At 32.4% G+C, this 17,805-nt stretch carries 18 protein-coding genes; all 18 read left to right on the top strand.

All coding sequences use genetic code 11. The annotated features are described in order from the left end of the window. The 18 genes from neuC to hpf all read left to right on the top strand — a co-directional run bounded on the left by neuC (window position 1) and on the right by hpf (window position 17,203). Window positions 1–1,161, top strand: a complete 1,161-nt coding sequence (gene neuC / locus ACIP9G_RS10210) for a UDP-N-acetylglucosamine 2-epimerase (RefSeq protein WP_401019121.1) — start codon at window positions 1–3, stop codon at window positions 1,159–1,161. A gap of 2 nt (window positions 1,162–1,163) precedes the next feature. Further along, entirely contained in the window at window positions 1,164–2,045 is an 882-nt protein-coding gene (locus ACIP9G_RS10205; RefSeq protein WP_401019120.1) for a methionyl-tRNA formyltransferase, read from the top strand. After that, window positions 2,042–2,710, top strand: coding sequence for a PIG-L deacetylase family protein (locus tag ACIP9G_RS10200; RefSeq protein WP_401019118.1), 669 nt, complete (start codon window positions 2,042–2,044; stop codon window positions 2,708–2,710). Before ACIP9G_RS10205 ends, ACIP9G_RS10200 begins: the two co-directional genes overlap by 4 nt. Next, window positions 2,707–3,780 (top strand): N-acetylneuraminate synthase, encoded by a 1,074-nt coding sequence (gene neuB / locus ACIP9G_RS10195; RefSeq protein ID WP_401019117.1) that lies wholly within the window; start codon window positions 2,707–2,709, stop codon window positions 3,778–3,780. Before ACIP9G_RS10200 ends, neuB begins: the two co-directional genes overlap by 4 nt. After that, the gene (locus ACIP9G_RS10190) at window positions 3,773–4,396 is read left to right on the top strand and encodes an acetyltransferase (protein WP_401019116.1); all 624 of its coding nucleotides are present in this window, start codon (window positions 3,773–3,775) and stop codon (window positions 4,394–4,396) included. The genes neuB and ACIP9G_RS10190 overlap by 8 nt, the downstream gene beginning before the upstream one ends. Window positions 4,397–4,400: 4 nt before the next feature. Continuing rightward, window positions 4,401–5,444 carry a nucleotidyltransferase family protein gene (locus ACIP9G_RS10185; protein ID WP_401019115.1) on the top strand — a complete coding sequence of 348 codons (1,044 nt, stop codon included), beginning with the start codon at window positions 4,401–4,403 and terminating at the stop codon, window positions 5,442–5,444. A 10-nt stretch (window positions 5,445–5,454) separates the two neighbouring features. Continuing rightward, on the top strand, window positions 5,455–6,168 hold the full coding sequence (locus ACIP9G_RS10180) for an acylneuraminate cytidylyltransferase family protein (RefSeq protein ID WP_401019113.1): 714 nt from the start codon (window positions 5,455–5,457) through the stop codon (window positions 6,166–6,168). A 1-nt stretch (window position 6,169) separates the two neighbouring features. Continuing rightward, the gene (locus ACIP9G_RS10175) at window positions 6,170–6,955 is read left to right on the top strand and encodes an SDR family oxidoreductase (RefSeq protein WP_401019112.1); all 786 of its coding nucleotides are present in this window, start codon (window positions 6,170–6,172) and stop codon (window positions 6,953–6,955) included. Next, the gene (locus tag ACIP9G_RS10170; protein ID WP_401019111.1) at window positions 6,949–7,893 is read left to right on the top strand and encodes a Gfo/Idh/MocA family oxidoreductase; all 945 of its coding nucleotides are present in this window, start codon (window positions 6,949–6,951) and stop codon (window positions 7,891–7,893) included. The genes ACIP9G_RS10175 and ACIP9G_RS10170 overlap by 7 nt, the downstream gene beginning before the upstream one ends. Before the next feature lies 1 nt (window position 7,894). Further along, complete coding sequence (locus ACIP9G_RS10165) at window positions 7,895–8,719, top strand: SDR family oxidoreductase (RefSeq protein WP_401019110.1); 825 nt, start codon at window positions 7,895–7,897, stop codon at window positions 8,717–8,719. 647 nt (window positions 8,720–9,366) lie between these two features. Continuing rightward, complete coding sequence (locus ACIP9G_RS10160; RefSeq protein ID WP_401019109.1) at window positions 9,367–10,038, top strand: class I SAM-dependent methyltransferase; 672 nt, start codon at window positions 9,367–9,369, stop codon at window positions 10,036–10,038. Window positions 10,039–10,067: 29 nt separating this feature from the next. Then, on the top strand, window positions 10,068–12,080 hold the full coding sequence (locus ACIP9G_RS10155) for a sulfatase-like hydrolase/transferase (RefSeq protein ID WP_401019107.1): 2,013 nt from the start codon (window positions 10,068–10,070) through the stop codon (window positions 12,078–12,080). A gap of 211 nt (window positions 12,081–12,291) precedes the next feature. Further along, window positions 12,292–12,669, top strand: a complete 378-nt coding sequence (locus ACIP9G_RS10150; protein ID WP_401019105.1) for a flagellar protein FlaG — start codon at window positions 12,292–12,294, stop codon at window positions 12,667–12,669. A gap of 22 nt (window positions 12,670–12,691) precedes the next feature. After that, window positions 12,692–15,061 (top strand): flagellar filament capping protein FliD, encoded by a 2,370-nt coding sequence (fliD, locus tag ACIP9G_RS10145; protein WP_401019104.1) that lies wholly within the window; start codon window positions 12,692–12,694, stop codon window positions 15,059–15,061. Window positions 15,062–15,095: 34 nt separating this feature from the next. Then, a complete protein-coding gene (fliT, locus tag ACIP9G_RS10140) occupies window positions 15,096–15,455 on the top strand; it encodes a flagellar protein FliT (protein ID WP_401019102.1) in 360 nt (119 codons plus the stop codon). A gap of 74 nt (window positions 15,456–15,529) precedes the next feature. Continuing rightward, on the top strand, window positions 15,530–15,940 hold the full coding sequence (gene fliS / locus ACIP9G_RS10135; protein WP_401019101.1) for a flagellar export chaperone FliS: 411 nt from the start codon (window positions 15,530–15,532) through the stop codon (window positions 15,938–15,940). A gap of 239 nt (window positions 15,941–16,179) precedes the next feature. Next, complete coding sequence (locus ACIP9G_RS10130) at window positions 16,180–16,563, top strand: PilZ domain-containing protein (RefSeq protein ID WP_340826330.1); 384 nt, start codon at window positions 16,180–16,182, stop codon at window positions 16,561–16,563. A gap of 88 nt (window positions 16,564–16,651) precedes the next feature. After that, window positions 16,652–17,203: a ribosome hibernation-promoting factor, HPF/YfiA family gene (gene hpf / locus ACIP9G_RS10125; RefSeq protein WP_340826329.1), complete on the top strand. Its 552-nt coding sequence runs from the start codon at window positions 16,652–16,654 to the stop codon at window positions 17,201–17,203. Window positions 17,204–17,805: the final 602 nt, after the last annotated feature.

The following is a 17,805-nucleotide window of genomic DNA, read 5'->3' as shown; positions in this document are numbered from 1 at the left end:
ATGAAACGAAAAATTTGTATTGTGACTGGTACTAGAGCGGAGTACGGTCTTTTAATTTGGTTAATGAAACGCATTGCAAGTGACTCAAATCTAGAATTACAAATAGTAGCGACTGGCATGCATCTTTCTCCTGAATTTGGTTTAACATTTGAACAAATAGAAAAAGATGGATTTGTTATTAATGAAAAGGTTGAAATGTTACTCTCGAGCGACACTACAACAGCTATTACAAAATCTATTGGTTTAGGAGCTATATCTTTTGCAGATGCATTCGCAAGATTGAAGCCTGATGTATTAGTTATTTTAGGTGATAGATTTGAAATTTTCGCTGCAACTCAAGCTGCGATGATTATGAGGATACCTATTGCTCATATTCATGGTGGCGAGCTAACCGAAGGATTGATTGACGATCCAATACGACATTCTATTACAAAAATGGCTCACCTTCATTTTACAGCAAGTAATGAATATAGAAATCGTGTTATTCAAATGGGGGAACAACCTGACACTGTTTTTAACGTAGGAACACTAGGAATAGAAGGGATAAAAAAAATAGAATGCCTTAGTAAAAAGGAACTTTCTGAAAGTGTTCACCTGGATTTGGATAAATTTTTCCTTGTTACTCTTCATCCTACGACTTTACAAGATAGTACAGCGGAAATCCAAATTCAAACTTTATTAAATTCTCTAGATAAATTTCCACAATATCAAATTATATTTACCAAGACAAATGCTGACACAGATGGTCGTATTATAAATCATTACATAGAAGAATATGTGAAAAAAAATTCACATCGAGCATGTGTGTATGATTCTCTTGGACAATTGAGATATTTAAGTGCAATTAAACATTGTCAACTTGTAATCGGCAATTCCTCTAGTGGATTACTAGAAGTACCGTTTTTTAGGAAGCCTACTGTTAATATAGGTTTACGTCAAAGGGGTCGTCTAAAGGCTGGATCAGTAATAGATTGTTCATTTGATGAAAATCAAATAATAAATGCAATAAAAAATGGGGTGTCAACAACCTTTAACGAAAAAATAAAGACAATCCCAATGGTATATGGAGAGGGAAATACATCAGAGCAAATTGTAGAAATATTAAAAACTAAAAATCTTGAAAATATTATTATAAAGAGATTTTACGATTTGAAGAGGTAAGTATGAAAATATTATTTATTGGATGTGTAAAATCCAGCGAACGCTTTTTAAAAGCAATCTACCATAAAACGACTGCTGAAATAATTGGTGTTGTAACTAAAATTGAATCTAATTATAATGCAGACCACGTATCTTTAGATGGGTTTTGTGAAAAGAAAAATATCGAATGGTTGAATTATAAAAATAATGAACAACTATTAAACTGGGTAAAACAAAAAAATCCGGATATCATCTATTGCTTTGGGTGGTCATATTTATTACCAAAAGAGATTTATTCATTACCACCTTTAGGTGCGATAGGTTATCATCCAACATTACTACCAAAAAATCGTGGAAGACACCCTATAATATGGACATTGGTATTAGGACTTAAAGAAACTGGATCTACATTTTTTTACTTAACGGATATTCCTGATGCTGGAGATATTTTAAGTCAAAAAAAAATTATTCTAGGTGATTCTGAAGATGCCAATTCATTATATGAAAAACTATTACTTGTTGGCGAACAACAAGTAGTTGAAATGACAAATAGTATCATAAATCAAACCATCATTCCAATAACTCAAGATGATAAACAAGCATCCTATTGGAGAAAAAGAAGTAAAATAGATGGAGAAATAGATTGGCGGATGAATGCTAAATCAATTCTACAGTTAATAAGAGCGTTAACGAAGCCTTATGTGGGTGCTCATTTCCAATATAATAATAAGGATATTATTATTTGGCGAGCAAGAATATTAGAAAGTGAATATATGGAAAATATAGAACCCGGAAAAATAGTAAATGTATATGAAAATTCTTTTATTGTTAAAACATCGGATAAATTGCTGCAAATATTAGAATATGAAGGTGATTTCATACCAAAAGAGGGGGAATATTTATGAGTAAAAATGTGGTTATTTTAACTCCCCATCCTGATGATGAAACACTAGGATGTGGTGGAACGTTATTAAAGCATATTAGTCAAGGAGATAAGGTATATTGGATAATTGTTACGTCAATGGGAAATAATTTTGAGCGTGATATCAAGATCAAAAGAGCTAAAGAAATCAAAAATGTAGCTACAAGTTATCAATTTGAAAAAACATTCGAACTTGGCTTTGAGGCAGCAACATTAGATCAAGTCCCGGACGGGGATTTAATCGGAGAAATAGGTAAAGTTTTTCAAGAAATATTGCCAAATATCATATATGTACCTTATCCAAGTGATATACATTCAGATCATAAAGCAGTATTTGACGGAACAATGGCCTGTACAAAATGGTTTAGATACCCATCTGTAGAAAAAGTGTTAGGTTATGAAACTTTATCGGAAACAGATTTTATAATGAATCCCGATGCAAATGGCTTTAGACCAAATGTATTTGTAAATATCGAGTCCTTTCTTGGCAAGAAAATTGAAATTATGAAAATTTATGAATCAGAAATAAGTGCATTTCCATTTCCACGAAGTGAAAAGGCTATTCAATCTTTAGCTTATATTCGTGGGACTGCAAGTGGTTTTGAAGCAGCAGAAGCATTTATGCTATTGAAGGAGCGAGTTTTATGAAAACTTACATTATAGCTGAAGCAGGCGTTAATCATAATGGATCATTAGAAATGGCAAAAGAACTTGTCCAAGTTGCGAAAGAAGCTGGAGCTGACGCGGTAAAATTTCAAACATTTAAAGCGGAAAATTTAGTGACAAAGCAAGCACAGCAAGCAACTTATCAAGTTGAAAATTTAGGTGAGGCTTCATCTCAATTTGCGATGTTGAAAAAGCTAGAATTAACTTATGAGGAATTTATTGAATTGCAATCATTTTGTCATTTAGAGCAAATAGAATTTCTATCGACACCTTTTGACTTTGAAAGTGTCGATTTTTTGCTAGATAAATTGAACTTGTCGATAGCTAAAATTCCTTCTGGAGAATTAACAAATGCTCCATTTATTCATTATATTGCAACAAAACAAAAACCAATGATTTTATCTACTGGAATGGCAACAGTTGAGGAAATACATGAGGCATTAGCATTTATAGCTTATGGTTTAGTAAAATCGAAGGAACCTATTACGATAGAGCGCGTAAATAATTTTTATGCTACTGAAGAAGCGAAAGAAGCGTTAAAAAAGTATGTAACCTTGTTACATTGTACAACGCAGTATCCAGCACCTATGGACTCTATTAATTTAAATGCAATGACTGAAATGCAGAAGAGCTTCCACTTATCGATTGGTTTATCAGACCACTCAGAAGGTATCAATATACCCGTTGCAGCTGTTAGCTTTGGAGCAAAAGTGGTAGAAAAGCACTTTACTTTGGATAAAACACTAGAAGGTCCTGATCATATTGCCTCCTTAAATCCAACAGAGTTAAAGTCCATGATAAAAGGAATTAGAGATGTAGAGCTGGCACTGGGGGATGGAATTAAAAAACCTAACTCAGTAGAGATAAAAAATCGGATTCCTGTCAGAAAAAGCCTTGTTGCTAAAACTCCTATAAATGTAGGTGAGGTATTTACTACTGATAATTTAACTGTAAAAAGACCTGGAGATGGTATGCAGCCTTCTAAATACTGGTCTCTCATCGGTGAAATTGCTTCAAAATCATACGAAGAGGATGAGCTAATCGATGAATAAGCCGATTATTATGATTGGGAATGGTGGACATGCCTCGATACTAACTGAAATTTTATTAGCACAGAAGGAAACAATTATTGGATTTACTGCACCTACTTTAGAAGAGAATGCTTTTGGTTTATCTTATTTAGGTTCTGATGCGGTAATAGAAGGTTATAGTCCATCTGATATTGAACTAGTACTAGCAATAGGGACAATTAAGCCGTCACCATTAAGAGAAAAAATATTTAATATGTTTACGCAAAATAAGTATCATTTTAAATCTGTCATTCATCCTTCAGCCATTATTGCTCCTTCCGTTCAATTAGGACAAGGAGTTCAAATAATGGCTGGTACTATTATTCAAACGAATACAAAAGTTGCCGATAATAGTATTATAAATACTGGTGCGCTGATTGATCATGATTGTCAAATAGATTCCCATATACATATTGCACCGGGCACTAAAATATCGGGTAGTGTTCATATTGAAAAAGGCACACATGTTGGAACAGGTGCAACAATTATTCAAGGCATTCATATAGGATCAAATTGTTTAATTGGTGCAGGAGCAGTTGTGACTAATAATATTGCAAATGGCATAAAAGCAGTTGGCGTACCTGCAAAGGAAGTGTAATACTATGAAACAATGGCAAAAAACATTAGTTAATCAAAATCATACTTTACTAGATACAATGAAAATCATTGATGATTCATCTTTGCAATTTGCAGTAGTTGTAGATGAAGAACAACATTTGCTTGGGACTGTCACAGATGGAGATATTCGTCGAGGTATTTTGCGTGGTGAGGGTCTCGATGTAACAATCACATCAATTATGAACCCAAATCCAATTAGTGCTAGAAGTGGTCAAAAATATCATAAATATAAGCAATTAATGAAATCTAAAATGCTTAAGCAGTTACCTATAGTGGATGAAAATAATAGAATTATAAATATACTTTTTACAGATAGTATTGAAACTTCAATAAATAAAAATACAGTTATATTAATGCTTGGCGGATTAGGTACAAGGTTACGACCGTTGACCAACGATACGCCAAAGCCGATGCTAAGAGTTGGGAATAAGCCTATTTTAGAAACAATAATAGAAGGTTTTAAACAATATGGCTATACCAATTTTATTTTTTCTGTAAATTACAAAAAAGAGGTTATCCAAGATTATTTTCAAAATGGAGAAGCTTTTGATGTAACCATTGAATATATTGAAGAAGACAAGAAAATGGGAACTGCTGGAGCACTTTCATTATTAAAAAATAGACCGACTAAACCATTTTTTGTGATGAATGGAGACTTGCTAACACAAATCAATTTTGACCAACTAATGCAATTCCATATGGAGCATGAGTCTGTTGCAACGATGTGTGTAAGAGAATTTGAATATCAAATCCCCTATGGTGTTATTAAAACGGATGGTACGGATTTGGTAACAATTAAAGAAAAACCGATTCATCGTAGCTTTGTTAATGCAGGTATTTATGTACTTAACCCTGAGGTATTTAATTATATTCCTCAGGATGAATATTATGATATGCCTACACTTTTTGAACAATTAATTGATAAGAAGGAGAAAGCAACTGTTTTCCCAATCCATGAGTATTGGTTAGATATTGGTAAAATGGATGATTTCAACAAAGCTAATGGTAATTACTGTGAAAAGAAATGAGGGTAAATAAATGATTGGTAATAAAAAGGTACTGGCTTTAATACCAGCAAGAGGTGGCAGTAAGTCTATTCCTAAAAAAAATATAGTTAATTTATGTGGTAAACCACTTATTGCATGGACAATTGAAACAGCTAAAAATACTCCTGAAATAGATAAAGTAATTGTTTCTACAGATGATTCAGAAATAGCAGAAATAGCAATTAAATATGGAGCGGAAGTACAAATGCGTCCATCTGAACTAGCCACCGATACCTCGTTAGTTATTGATACAATGCATTATGTAATAAATGAATTGATGGGAAAACAGGATTATTATGAATATATTACTTTATTAGAATCAACTTCTCCTATGAGAGAAGTTCAAGATATTAGTAGATGCATTAGAATGATTTATGAAAATTCATTAGATTCTGTTGCAACCTTTAAAGAAGCGGATTTAAATCCACATAGAGCTTGGAAAATTGAAGATGACGTCCCAACAACATTTATTAATGATGTTATTCCATGGTTACCACGTCAGCAATTGCCTAATGCTTATCAATTAAACGGAGCAGTGTATATTACAAAAATAGAAAAACTGTTGAAGTCGAATAAAGAACTTATTCTAGGTGAAATTGGTGCTGTAACAATGCCTAAAGATCGATCGATAGATATAGATGACTTAATTGATTTTTCTTTAGCGGAACTCATGTTAAAGAAACGAATTGAAGAAAAGGGGTACTAAAATGAGTGTTACATTGAGAGAACTATTTAATTTACAAGGGAAAACAGCTTTAATTACTGGCGGAGCAGGTTATTTAGGAACTGAAATGTGTGAAGCTTTAGCTGAACAAGGAGCTAACATTTATATTGCAAGTCGAGATGTGAATAAATGCCAACTGTTAGCTAATAGATTATCAGCAATGTATCCAAAACAGAATTTCAGTGCTTTGAAATTAGATTTGATGAATAAAAATTCGATTGCAGAGACAGTTAGTAAAATTGATAAATTAGATATTTTAATTAATAATGCTTGGTCTGGAAATAAAAACTCTTTTGAATCGATTTCAAATGAGGATTGGGAATATGATATTGATATGAGTCTAAATTCAGTTTTTAGACTTGTAAAAGCAACACAACATTTATTAAAGCAATCTCAAGGCGTTATTTTAAATACAGCTTCAATGTATGGTCACGTAGCACCTGATTATAGAATGTATAATAATGAGAAATATACAAATCCGCCAAGTTATGGGGCAGCTAAAGCAGCCGTAATACAGTTTAGTAAGTACTTAGCAAGCTTTTTAGCACCTTATCATATTCGTGTAAACTGCATTAGCCCAGGTCCGTTTCCTTTCCCGGAAACACAAAAAGATGAAGAGTTTATAAAACGACTGGGGGAAAAAAATCCAATGAACCGTATTGGACAACCTCATGAACTTAAAGGTGTAGTGGCATTATTATGTTCTGATGCATCCTCATACATTACAGGACAGAATATTTGTGTAGATGGTGGCTGGGGAGTATGGTAAAAAAAATAGGATTAATTGGCTTAACAGAAAATAACGGACATCCATATTCTTGGGGGTCTATTATCAACGGGTATAACGATAACGCATTGAAAGATGCGAATTGGGATGTAATTTATAAATACGTAAAAAAGAGGGACATCTCGGAATTGGGTTTTCCTAACGTTAAAATTACTCATGTTTGGACTCAAGATGATGTTATTAGCAATAATTTAGCACAAGCTATTTGTGCAGATATTGTTGTCGAAAACTATACCGATATGATTGGAGAAGTTGATGCAGTAATTATTGCTCGAGATGATTATGAGCAACATTTATTGATGGCTAAACCATTTTTAGAAGCAGGAATGAAAGTTTTAATAGACAAGCCTTTAACAATGGATATGTCAGAGTTATTATATTTTAAAAAATTTCTTTCTAAAGGACAATTAATGTCGGTTGCAGGTTTAAGATTTGCAATGGAACTAGATGAGATAAGAGATAATATGAACACGTTTGGTAAACTAAAAGTGATTCAATCATCAGTAATTAATGAATGGGAAAAATACGGTATACATATTATAGACGGGGTATTAGGATTATTAGACGAGAAGCCAAAATCAATTCAATATATTTCTAGTAATGCAGAAATATATATGGTTACCTTTGATAGTGGATTAGTTTGGACAATTAATATTCTTGGATGTACACAAAAGACTTTTAATATAGAAGTTTGGGGAGAATCGAAAAGATCCAATGTCGAAATAGAAGATAATTTTTCTATGTTTAGACGAATGCTTTATCGATTTGTAAAGTTAGTAGATGAAAATGAAATACTTTATAATCCTGAAAATACTTTAGTATCTATCGCATTATTAATAGCTGGAAAGCAATCACGTAAAGAGAATAGAAAAATTTTATTAGATGAACTGTATCATTACTTGGGAATAGAAGGGTATTAATATGAAAAAAGAATTTAAAAAGCTTTTTGATTTGCAAGGTAAAAATGCTGTTGTAACAGGCGGTGCAGGAATTTTAGGTAGCTATTTTTGTATGGGCTTGGCAGATGCAGGTGCTAATGTAGCAGTAGTGGATATTAATATAGAAAAGGCTAATGAGCTTGCAAGTATAATTGAAAAAGATTATGGAGTTAAAGCACTAGCTATTTATTGTGACTTGACATCTGAACAATCGGTAAAAGAAATGGTTGATAAGGTTGTTACTGAGTTTAAGACGATTGATATACTTCATAATAATGCAGCGGGGAAATCTAGTAACTTAGAGGCTTTTTTTGCCCCATTTGAAGAATATGATTTGAACCAATGGAAAGAAATCATGAGCACAAATTTAGATGGAATGTTCCTTGTTGCTAAATATGTAGGGAAAGTAATGAAGCAACAAAAAAATGGAGGTTCTATTATTCAAACTGCTTCTATTTATGGCGTAGTTGCTCCAGATAATCGTATTTATGAAGGCTCTTTTTATTTAGATCGTCAAATCAATACCCCAGCCATCTATTCTGCATCAAAGGGTGGCGTAGTTGCATTAACAAAATATCTTTCTACCTATTGGGCGAAAGATAAAATACGTGTAAATACGATAACCCCTGGTGGAGTGGAAAGTGGCCAAAATGAAATTTTTAAACAAAATTATTCACATCGTATTCCCTTAGGTCGAATGGCTCAAGCCGACGAAATGGTTGGAGCGTTAATTTATTTAGCTTCAGATGCTTCGAGTTATGTAACGGGACATAATATTATAGTTGATGGTGGTTTGAGCGCTTGGTAATTAGCGTAATTAAGCGAAGTGAAATTTGATTTATAGAGAAAAATAAAAATAGGAATCTAGGAATCATATACAAACTACTGAGCTATTGCAAAGTTTCAGCAGACTAGAGAATAAAATTAATATAACTTGAATCGTAAGTACTAAGAATAATTCAAGTTTTTTAATATAAAGTATTTTTAAGATGAATTTAACAAGAGAATTAATTCGACACATATGTTGATGTAAACGCTTCTAACAGTCTGAAGAACATGAAACAATAGCTTAGCTAAATACTAAAAGATATATCTATAATTATAATAATAATTTTTCCATGTTATATAAACTTTTAGTGCTAAATGTTGCTTGATTATTAGTGTACTCAAAGTAACAAAAATTAACTCAAGACACGGTGATTGAATGACTATAACGACTAGCAAAAAATGAGGTAGACTCAGCCATCCTACAATAGGAAGTATTATTTTGTGAAGAAGTCTCAGGTTTAGATAAACTTTTTTGACCTAGAGACTTTTTGCTGAGAAAGTTATTTTTATAAGTAGTTACTGGCAAATGTGGAACATTTCTAAATACAAGGGAATCATTATCAAACTCTTTAAATTGATTTATAGAATATAGTAGATAAGCAAAAGAAAAAGAATGGAGAATTTTTTATGAGTTACATAAATAAGCAATACTGGGAAGGTTTTTATAAAGATAGAGTAGATTTAACTGAATCATCAACCTTCAGTGAGTATATATTAAAGAAAAAGGAACAGAATATTGAAAATACAATTCTTGTTGATTTAGGATGTGGAACTGGAAAAGATACATTTTATTTTGCTAAAAATGGTTTTGAAGTTATAGGCATTGATGGATCAGAAGAAGTAATAAAAATCAATAATAATATAATGAATAAACATTTTAATACAAGTAATAATATATATTTTGCCTGTGTTGATTTAAGTAATGTTATTGAAGTTAAAAAATTAATGGCTAAATTTAATGAAATTTCGATATCGCAAGAAAAAAGAATTTTGTTTTATACAAGGTTTTTCTTACATGCTATTACAGAAGAAACAGAAAATTTGATTTTAGAAAGCATTCTTGAGAATATTCAAATCCCATGTGAAATAGTAGCGGAGTTTAGAACTAAAGAAGATGAGGATTTAGACAAAGTTTTTGATGACCATTACAGAAGATATATAGATACAGATTTGCAAATTACCAAATTAATTAAACTCGGGTTTTCAATTGAAGAATTTTCAAAAGGAAGAGGATTTTCTATTTACAAAAATGAAAATCCATATTTAGCAAGAATTATTCTTAAAAGAACTATTCAGTAATATAAAAATACTCTGAAAGAGTGATATTTTTGAAAAATGCTAAAATAACGGCTTTTAAAAAAAATAAGGAAGAAATTATTTTTCTTTTAAATGAAGGACTATTAACAGAAGCTAAGAAAAAACTAGATGGAATAAGTTTAAGAAATGAATCGTATTATACCTTATTTGCTAACTATTATTATTTAAGTGGTGAGTTTCAGCAAGGAATAACTTTATTAGAGAGGGAGGCATTAAAAGAGTTTCCTTTTTCATTTGAAATTGTTTATAATTTGGCTACTTTGAAGAGTGCTGTAGGTGAGCATATTGATAGCTTATGGATGTTTGCACGATGCGTGAAATTAGCGGGTTCTAACGAAGATCGTGAAATAGCGACAAAGTATCTAAATCAAGTAATAGAGATATTAAAAGAAGATTCTACATTATCTCCTGATCATTTCCGTGCAGCGTTAGATTATACCGAAATGATTCTACGAGAAGGTGATGAAAGAACTTATCCAGTTAATCGCTTTAATGAAAGTCTTGTAAAAAAAATTGTAAAAGATTCTGCTGGTAATGAATACTTTACAGAAATGTATAAGTCTATGAATGTGATGGATATTGATACAAGTTCCCGATTCTTTTTTAAAACTGAACTGTTACAAGGAAAAGCTTCTGATTCATTTTCCTTTGATATTAACAATGAAACAACATTACCAATAGCATTGTTTGAACAATATGATGAAATTGTAGTGGAAGGTCCGAAAATTAATTATCGATTCCCTAAAAATGTATTAAGGCCAAACCAATTTAATTATTTTACATTTACAGATCCTGGTGACTATAAAGTGACATCTAGTCAACCCTTTTTTGCTGCTAAACCAGTTAATTTGGAACCTACAATAAAACCAGTTCAAGCTATTATAACTGTTTTTGTAGATGGTTTAGCTAATAGTGTAATAGAAGAAAAGTTACATAATTTAATGCCTCATACATATAACTTTTTCTCAAATGGCTATATAAATAATAATTGTTATACTACTGGAGATTGGACATTGCCAAGTGTTGCAAGTATGTACACTGGAAAGACTACCTTACACCACGGTCTTTACCATCCTTCAAATCATTTTGAGTTAAACAAATATAATCATTTGTTTACTAAGGATTTTCAAAAGAGTGGCTATATGACTACCCAAATAAATAATGATTGGCGTGTTACACCAACCTATGGTTATTTAGAGGGGATGGATCGAATTTTATATCAAAACTATGCAGGAGGCTTTACGGCTGGAGAAGTTGTTGTAGAAGCAATTGAGCACTTAGAGACATTCAAAAATAACAACCACTTTATGTGGATAAGCTTAATGGATTTACATGATGTAGCTGATGAAATAAATAATGATTTAATGAGTCAAGTAAACGTATCAGCAAAATATAGACAAAATAAAAATCTTGGCGCTACATCTGTATTATCTGCTTATGACCCAAATAAAATAAAAAAGTACGAATCAGAATTAAAGCGTATAGATTTACATCTTTCCTCACTATATAGTTATCTTGAATCAAGATTTGGTAAAGAAAATATTATTGTTGCATTAGTAGCAGATCATGGACAAACTTATTTAAAACAAGACGACTTTCTTTTACATGAACCGAGACGTAAAGTCCCATTTATGTTGGCTGGGGGAAATGTTGAAAGGAAAATTAGTAATGAATTATGTTCCATTATTGATATTTTCCCTACAATTTCTAAACTTTCTGACATTAGGGCAGATAGTTATGAAGGTGTTGTATTAAAAGACTTTGGTGGTATTGGGCGTGATACAGCAATAACTGAAACAATACACCCCAATCAGCCATACTTAGTTGCTATAACAGATACTGAACATATTTTTAGATTTAAGACCATATCTAATGTTACTGACAATGGATTAGTTGATTTAGAGCATTATGAAGCGCAATTATTAGACATAAAAACATTTGACGATGTATCAGTGCAGTTTAATGAAAAATTAGTGAAATACATTGATAAGACGATTCAAAGAGCAATAAAAATGCAGTTATAAAAATGGCCTCTTGATCAATGAAGAATCATTGGTTAAGAGGCTATTATTTTGTAAGCAGTTAATAGAAAGGCATACTCTCATGACGATTATCAAATTAACAATTTTAGCTGTGACACTAAATGAATTGTTAAAAAAGTGAAATAAATAGAATTAGAGCCGATACTATATAAAGAATTAATCGCTTGTAATCGATTCAAGGAGGAAGAATAACATGCGTATTTCAGTAAACTCAAATGTAGATACAATGACTGAAGCGAAGACTACTTCACTTCCTAAACAATCAGTAGACCAAGTAGTAAAGCAAGGAAGCAATACTACCAACATCTCTAAAGAATTGTTGAAACTGCTTGATAATAGTGAAGAAACTAAGGTGAAAGTTCAGGATGCGGTTAAAGCTTTAAACGAAATGTTAGAAGTAACTCATAATGCATCAAAATTTATGTATCATGAAGGACTAGAGCGTTATTACGTAACTGTAGTGAATAAAGATACAGAAGAAGTAGTAAAGGAAATTCCACCTAGAAAGTTGTTAGATGCATTTTATGAAATGCAAAAAATGCTTGGCATGATTGTTGATGAAAAAATTTAAAGAATTTTAAGGAGGATTTATAATGGTAATGAGAATCGGTGGCTTAGCCTCAGGAATGGATATTGATGGTCTGGTAGAAAAGTTAATGCAGGCGGAGCGTGCACCTCTAAATAAAACTTTTCAACAAAAGCAAACGTTACAGTGGCAACGTGATTCTTACCGAAGTGTTAATGCTAAACTAAAAACATTTGATACATTTTTATTCGATAAAATGATTCTATCAGGAAAAATGAATCAAAAAACTGCAACATCTTCGAATGAAAGTTTAGTAACAGTAAAAGCAAATCCAGGTGCGACTGGTAATATTACAATTGGTGGTGTATCCCAATTAGCATCTGCAGCACAATCTGTAGGTAGTCAGACAAAGTACACAGGAAGCTCAAAAATAAGTGATTTTGAGTTAGATCCAAACATAAAATCGATTTCTATTAAATCAATTGGTGCTGATGGCCGTTTAGCTTCAGAAGCAACAAAAATTGAATTTAATGAAACTATGACAATAGACGATTTAGTGAAAAAAATTAATAGTAGTGGTGCTGGAGTTACAGCATTATTTGAAGGTGGGAAACTTTCACTAAGTGCTAAAAATACAGGTAGTGAAAAAAGTGGACAAGGTGAAATTGTTGTTACGGAAGGCTTAGATGTCTTTAATAAGCTAGGATTTTCAACGACTGATAATAAGCTTGCTAGTAATGGTAAAAATGCAATGTTTGAAGTGAATGGTATTTTGACAGAGCGCTCATCAAATACTTTTACAATCTCTGGTTATGAAATGACTTTGAAGCAAACGTTTAATGCAGGAACAGTGGCTGCTGGTCAAATAGCTGCTACAGAAACTGAATACAATAACGCAGTTGCAGCTCAACCACAGCTTGATAAAAATTATATCGATGCAATTAAAAGGTATTTCAATGTAGATATTTCGGAGACAGATCTAAAGAATTTTAATGAAAAAGATTTTACGAGTCAATTTAAACTTAATGCTGATACAGCATATAAGGCAGCATTTGCTAAGCCAACTTTAACAGATGAACAACAAGCTCTTTTTAATGATTTTAGTAATAAAAAAGCATTAGCTAAATTAACAGATACTGATATTACAACAATTCAAACGAAAACATTAGAAGAGTTAAAAGAAGATGATCGTTTTAAAAGTTTTAATGAGGCAGACTTAAAACGTTTAAAAGAAAATGTTACTGATATTTCTGCTATTCGCGAACGTGCTATTGTAGACACTAGTGAACAAGCCTATAAAACAGTGAACAAATCATTAGTTGCAGATGATGCTATAGTGAACTTTGTTAAAGACAATAAAGGAAAGAGCCTTAGCGAATTAAAACAAGCAATTAACGATGAAACAGACGAAAATTTAAAGAAAAAGCTAAAAGGTATTTCTGATAGTAATCTCACATCTTTAAAAGACTTAGCAGAAATGGATTCTATTAATGGTGGCACACCTCCAGCAGGTAATCGATTAGAAGAACTATCAGCAGTAGCAAAAAATCAAGTAGCATATGAGGATGAATTAAAACAATTTAATGCGGCTAAGCAAGCTTATCAAGCAGGTAACCAGCGTGTGGCTGATGCAAAACAAGCATGGGATAATGCTAAAAATGTTAATGCACCAACAGGTGAGACTACTGTAGCTCCTGTATCAATGCAAGCTTCTAGTAATACAAGTGCTGCAAAAGAACAGATCAAGGAGTTTGTTGAAAAATATAATGAAATGATTGATGAGTTCAATAAGTTACTTAAAGAAACGAAATACCGCGCTTATGCTCCACTTACCGATGAACAACGTAAAGAAATGTCTGAAAGTGAGCAAAAACTTTGGGATGAAAAAGCAAAAAGTGGTTTATTACGTAGTGATTCAATTATTCGAGACGGTATGTCAAATATGCGTTCCACATTCTTGGGCCCTGTTGGAGGGTTAGGAGATAAGTTAATGGATTCATTGGCTGAAATTGGAATTACAACATCGAATGACCTTAAAGAAGGTGGAAAACTAGTCATTAATGAGACGAAGTTAGATGCTGCATTAGCAAAAGACCCTGACCAAGTTTTTAAGCTATTTTCTCAAAATGGGAAAGTAACAGAAACAACTGATGAAAACGGGCGTAAAGTAATCGAGGATAATCGAGGCATTGCATATCGTTTACGTGATGCAATGAAAGATATGACGACTAAAATTGAGAAAAAAGCAGGTAAAGAAGGAGCAACAGAACAAACCTATAGTTTAGGTAAGAAAATCGCTGATTCTGACGAACGTATTACTAAGTTACAAGCTAAATTAAAGGATATCGAAGCTCGTTATTGGAAGCAATTCACGGCGATGGAACAAGCGATCAATAAAGCCAATTCACAATCAAGTATGTTCTCACAAGGTTCTTGATGAGGCTTTTAATGAAGCAAAGTAGGAGAAGTTTATGCAACTAACAAATGATCTATTGCAGGCATCTGCAAATCTATATAAATTATTAGGTGATATCCCAAAAGGCGAAGATCGTGATGACTATGTGGATACTATAAATACTATGTTGGACAAGCGTGGAACGATTATAAATGGTTTAAAACAAGAAGGTTTTCATTTTGATGAACAAGATCGCGTTCATCGTACCTTGCTTGAATTAGATAATGGCATTAAAGAACGATTGGCTGCTGTAATGAGCGCGGTAAAGCAAGATATGGCAAACCTTCAAAAAACGAAAAAAAGTGAATCGCAATATTTCAATCCATATGGCAATGTCCGTGTGATGGACGGGATGTATTACGATAAGAAAAATTAATTTCTCTATTAGCTTTTCTTCGTTTAATGGTTTAAAATAGTAAATAAGTAACATCTAAAAGGAGTTGTCCTTTATTGGCAGCAAATTTAACAGCACAAAACGCGTATAAGCAAAATAGTGTCACAACTGCTTCACCTGGTGAGCTTACATTGATGCTTTATAATGGATGTTTAAAGTTCTTAAATAAAGCTAAACTTGCGATTCAAGAAAAAAATATTCAAGACAAAAATACAAATTTACTAAAAGCACAAGCGATTATTAGTGAGCTTATGGCGACACTTAATATGGATATTGAAGTGTCGAAAAATATGTTAGCACTTTATGAATATATGAATCGTCGTTTAGTAGAAGCAAATATCCAAAATGATGTTAGCATCATCGAAGAGGTTGAAGGCTTAGTGACAGAATTTCGAGATACTTGGAAAGAAGTTATTCGCATTAATCGACAACAACAATTTGGTAATGGGAATAACGGACAAGTTTAATAAAAAATTAGAGACCATCGCTTGATGATGGTCTCTTTTGTTTATTAGACAAATTATGCAAATGAAAAAACAATAAAGTTATTAAGATTATACAAAAATCGACAAGAGGAACTTTACATATAGTCATAAATTAGGTGATTTAACGGTAAAATATGTTACTAATTCCCTCTAGATGAAAATCATGTATTCGTGTCATAATCAGGCTAACTAAATGTTTGAAAAGTATTGGGGTGGGGAAAATGATATTTAAGCGTCAAGAAGGCTTTCGTTTTAAATTTGACGAGCCGGTTAATATGACCTTTGCTATATATGAGAATGGTAAAGTGAATCATGCGCAAACGGCAATGGCTGATCTATTGGATATTAGTCCGAGGGGATTAAAGATGTTTACTGAGGTTGATTTAGGTGTACGTCCTTCTCCTCTTGATTTGCGCTTTGTTCTAGATACAAGAGAAATCCGAGTATATGGCGAAGTAATTTGGAGCCGTCCTCATGGTAATGGGAAACAATACGGTGTATTTTTCAATAATCAAGGCGCTATTGAGGATTTGATTGTTGACGAGCTGAAATTACGTCGTAAAAAAGAAATGGCTGAAGCAAAACAGAAAAAAATAAATTCATAAAATTTTATTGAAAAAAGAATTATTTTAGAGGAATTTCACACACTTGTGTAGAAATAAGAAGTATAGCAGTCATAAAGGAGGAGTTTACATGTTAAACTTTAACATTCGTGGTGAAAATATTGAGGTAACGCCAGCTATTCGAGAGTATGTAGAAACTAAAATCGAAAAAGTTGAACGTTATTTTAACGAAGATGTTAACGCCAATGCTAACGTAAATTTAAAGGTTTATAATGACAAGCAAACAAAAGTGGAAGTTACGATTCCAATGAAGAACTTAACACTTCGTGCAGAAGAACGTCATAATGATATGTATGCTGCTATCGACTTAATTGTTGATAAATTAGAGCGACAAATTCGCAAGCATAAAACAAAAGTAAACCGTAAATTCCGTGAGCGTGAAGGTGCAGGACTTTATTTTGCTATAACGCAAGCTGCAGCTGATACTGTAACAGAGGAAGACGAATATTCCATTGTACGTACTAAACAGTTTGATTTAAAACCGATGGATCATGAAGAAGCTGTTTTACAGATGAACATGTTAGGCCATGATTTCTACATTTTCACTGATGCTGAATCAAATGGTACAAACATTGTTTACAAACGTAAAGATGGCAAGTACGGCTTAATTGAAACAACTTAAATAAATGATTAAGAACCCTCAATTATGAGGGTTCTTTCTTTTTTTTCCTATATGAGATAGAAGGGCCTCAGTAGGATTAAGAGTACTCGTAAAGTTTTAAAAATAATCCAATGGTCGATAGGGTGCATTTCAACCTAAAATGAGTGCGGAAAGCGCCCTAATTCCAAGGATATATAGTAGAAAAATAAAAAAAAGAAGATTTTTAATAAGTTTGTTGACTAATCTATAATTAACATGATATTATTTAATCCTGTCGTCAAACACCAATTGTATTAATGAAATATTAATCAAATATAGTGTTGACAGATGAAATGTTATCGTGGTATATTATAACTCCTGTCACTTCGACAGCAAAAATAACTTTTGAAAAAGTTATTGACAAACACAACGATATTTTGATATAATAATTTTATTGCTGCTGAAACGCAGTGCAACATGAACCTTGAAAACTGAACAAGCAAAACGTAATCAATATAGTTTTTACTAGCTAACTACGTTTAGTGAACGAAACAAAATTTTGGACATCAAAATTGATGCCAGCAAAACAATTTGAGCTAATCAAATTTCTTTTATGGAGAGTTTGATCCTGGCTCAGGACGAAC

It is taken from the genome of Lysinibacillus sp. NPDC093197, assembly GCF_044754025.1.
Classification (GTDB): domain Bacteria; phylum Bacillota; class Bacilli; order Bacillales_A; family Planococcaceae; genus Lysinibacillus.
The sequence above is the reverse complement of the archived record's forward strand: the minus strand, read 5'-3'. Positions and strand labels throughout refer to the sequence as shown.